This window comes from Desulfosarcina sp. (assembly GCF_041551955.1).
Classification (GTDB): domain Bacteria; phylum Desulfobacterota; class Desulfobacteria; order Desulfobacterales; family Desulfosarcinaceae; genus Desulfosarcina.
In genome coordinates this window covers 1-3,077 of record NZ_JBFELV010000539.1, presented here as the reverse complement: position 1 = coordinate 3,077, position 3,077 = coordinate 1, and the positions used below count along the sequence as shown (strand labels likewise).

General features: G+C 51.1%; 2 protein-coding genes. Both read left to right on the top strand.

Translation table 11 applies throughout. The features are described from left to right. Positions 1 to 570 (top strand): nitrogen regulation protein NR(II) (locus tag ABYV26_RS23770; RefSeq protein ID WP_372683834.1); only part of this gene is annotated, 570 nt, incomplete at its 5' end. 10 nt (positions 571 to 580) lie between these two features. After that, a complete protein-coding gene (locus ABYV26_RS23765) occupies positions 581 to 2,569 on the top strand; it encodes a response regulator (RefSeq protein ID WP_372683833.1) in 1,989 nt (662 codons plus the stop codon). Positions 2,570 to 3,077: the final 508 nt, after the last annotated feature.

Below are 3,077 nucleotides of genomic sequence, written 5' to 3'. Positions count from 1 at the left end.
CGTGCTTCCGATCTCTTGAGTAAACTAAATGATTTTTCAAATGAAAAAGAACCCTCACGGGAAAGGACCGATATCAATGCCCTGCTGATGGACATCGTCACCCTAACCAGGGAATCCTTTTTAAGGCATGCAGATGTAAAACTGCACACCGATCTCGACAAGGAACTGCCGACGATCACCGCAGAAAAAGCAGGACTCAAGCAGGTCTTTATCAATCTCATAAAAAATGCGGTTGAAGCCATGGAAGCGGGGGGAAATCTTTTTATTCAGACCCGGCGCCTGCCGCCACCGATCAGCGGCAAACCTGCGCCCGGGAAAAAGGGTCCCCACGGATACGTCGAGATACAATTCAAGGATGATGGGCCCGGAATTCCTGAAGACATAAAAGAGAAATTGTTTGATCCTTATGTGAGTTCCAAAGAGGGCGGGCACTCCGGCTTGGGACTTTCCATCGCCTACCACATCATTAAATCACTGCATGGCCATATCGTCTGTGAACACGTTCCGGACCAGGGGACCATGTTTAAAGTAGAATTGCCGATACAAGGTGTCTTTAATCGACAGAAATAGGATGTCATTGATGTGGCGAACACCAAAAATCCTTGTCGTCGATGACGAAATCAGAATCTGTGAGAGCCTGGCCTACCTCCTAAAATCCAAGGATTACGATGTCACGACAGCAATCTGCGGGCGGGATGCCCTGGCCCTGGTAAACGAGAATGCATTCGACCTGGTCGTTCTGGATGTCCATTTAGCGGATGTCTTCGGCATCGAACTCATGGAGAAGATCAAAGCCGGGAATCCGGACATCTCCATTATCGTAATTACCGGAGATGCAAATCTCGATTCAGCACTGGCCGCTCTGAGATGCGGGGCATACGACTACCTCAGGAAGCCCTTTGAGTTCGAAGAATTTCTCAAAACGGTTGAGAATGCGATCAATCAAAAAGCGCTGAAGCAGGAAAAGGATAAAATCAACCACGAACTGTACCGTTCTGAGGAGAAATATCGCTATCTGGTTCAGAACAGCCCGGACATTATATACACCTTGGATGCCGATGGGAATTTCACCTTTTTAAGTGAAGCACTGGAACACTTGCTGGGGTTTACTGTCGATGGTCTGATCGGTAAACACTATTCGACGATTGTCTGTGAGGAGGATCGGGACAAAGCCCAGTGGTTTTTCGACGAGCGGCGATCGGGAGACCGCGTCGCCTCAGGGATTGTGCTGCGATTGAAGGCGGTCGGGGACGGGCAGCAAGACGAAAGCGCTCGCAGGCATTTGACCGTCGAACTCAAATCCATGGGGATTTACGAAGAATCCACCAGTAATGGAGAGAGACGACACGTCGGCACCCATGGGGTCATCCGGGACATCAGTGAGCGGCAGCGGCTTCATGCCCAGCTTCAAAATGCCGAACGAATGGAGTCCCTGGGTACCCTCGCCGGTGGCATCGCGCATGATTTCAACAACCTCCTGATGGGCATTCAGGGCCGTTCTTCACTGATTTCGATGGATCTGGAAGACGCTCATCCCATTTTGGAGCACCTGCATGCCATCGATGAATACATTCTCAGTGCGACCCATCTTACCAAACAGTTGCTGGGTTTTGCTCGCGGCGGGAAATACGAAGTCAAGCCGACGGACATCAACGAGTTGGTTCTTAAAAGTGCCACCATGTTTGGCCGGACCAAAAAAGAGATCATCATCGAGACCCGATTCCATGACGCGGATATCGTCGTGGAGGCCGACCGCAGGCAGATCGAGCAAGTCCTGCTGAACCTCTACGTCAATGCATGGCAGGCGATGCCCGATGGGGGAACGCTGAGGTTGGCAACCAAACATGTCGTGTTGGGCCCCAAGGCGTGCAAACCGCATCAGGTGGAACCCGGGCGCTATGCCCATGTGTCGGTCACGGACACCGGCATTGGAATGGATGAGAAGACGCTTCAACACATCTACGACCCTTTTTTCACGACGAAGGAAAAAAGCCGCGGGACGGGGTTGGGTCTGGCGTCGGCCTATGGCATCGTCAAAAACCATGCGGGCATCATTCACGCAGAGAGTAAAACCGACCATGGAACGACGTTTAACCTCTACCTGCCCATTTCTGAAAAATTAGTCGAAAAAGAAGTTCCGTCTGAGAAAAATATATACAACGGGACCGAAACCATCTTGATCGTCGATGACGAGGATATGATCATCGAGGTCGGCCGGGCCCTGCTGAAGAGACTGGGTTATCAGGTCATAACCGCAAAAAGCGGGGAAGAAGCCCTGGAAGTCGTCCACCGCGAAGGCGCAAGCGTTGACCTGGTTATTCTCGACATGATCATGCCGGGGATGGACGGTGGCAGGACGTTCGATGGCATTCGAGAAACCTGTCCGGAAATGCCGATTATGCTTGCCAGCGGCTATGCAATAGATGGCCAGGCAGAAAAAATAATGAGCCGAGGGTGCAACGGTTTCATCCAAAAGCCCTTCAGCGTCTCCGAGCTGTCACAAAAAGTACGCCAGATATTGGATGCGACAGGGGGGCGTCGTCAGTGTTTTAACGATATCGAATCCTGACCCGATGTTGGGTTCAATTGCTGAAGCTGGCATCAATAAGATAAGCGCTGCTTCATTTTTTTAACGGCCTACGGTATCCTCCTCCCGCGCTTGTAAATTTTTTTCCGATGGTTAGATTCTGGCTTTCAGAGGGGGGATGCCTCGCCTTAACCTTGATGGCGGGTGCGTTGCCCGCCGATTCTCGAATCGGAACAGAGATCCCGCTCATCGGGACCGCGGGGAAGGTTCAAGGTTAACGTCTCTTTTTCATAAGCCTTTCGATCCCTTTTGAACCTGCTCCCTCCCAAGCAGGGTTTTAATTCCGATCTTCATTTCAGGCTGGTTTCATTCCGACTTTCATTTCAATCGCCGGTTGTCGACTATGACCTAGTTGAGGGTAACAGGTGTTCAAAAAAAATAAAATTGGCTCCTTGCGCGGACTCGACGAGAGGGCCTTTACTTCGGAAGATATCAAACCGTTCCGTATGGCGGCGCTTGTGGCGGGCGTCTATTTCCTTTTCAGCATCAT

Coding starts and splice junctions, on each gene's coding strand:
- ABYV26_RS23765 (WP_372683833.1), top strand. CDS start 581: ATGTGGCGAACACCAAAAATCCTTGTCGTCGATGACGAAATCAGAATC.